This is a genomic window from Candidatus Cardinium sp. cByotN1 (assembly GCF_022810525.1).
Classification (GTDB): domain Bacteria; phylum Bacteroidota; class Bacteroidia; order Cytophagales; family Amoebophilaceae; genus Cardinium.
The window spans coordinates 1-202 of record NZ_JAACGG010000185.1 but is presented as its reverse complement, the minus strand read 5'-3'; the positions used below and the strand labels follow the sequence as shown (position 1 = coordinate 202).

Here is a 202-nt window from a genome sequence, read left to right as displayed (position 1 = left end):
TATTGGATGGTTTTCGACTACTAACTTGACTATTCATTTCAGGTATCTGATCGGGTATGCTTGATTTGTTAGGACTACCTTTATGGCTATTGTTATAGCGTCTTTCTAAGCCGCCCCATTGATAGCACTTTTTTAGCTTGAAACAAGATGGTAATAGAAAAACCACTAATAATGCCAGATGACTAATCCTGAATATTAGGTA

At 36.1% G+C, this 202-nt stretch carries 1 protein-coding gene; it reads right to left on the bottom strand.

Going from position 1 to position 202, the window contains the following annotated elements; all coding sequences use genetic code 11:
- Positions 1-202 (bottom strand): hypothetical protein (locus tag MUW73_RS04740; RefSeq protein WP_243575311.1); only part of this gene is annotated, 202 nt, incomplete at both ends.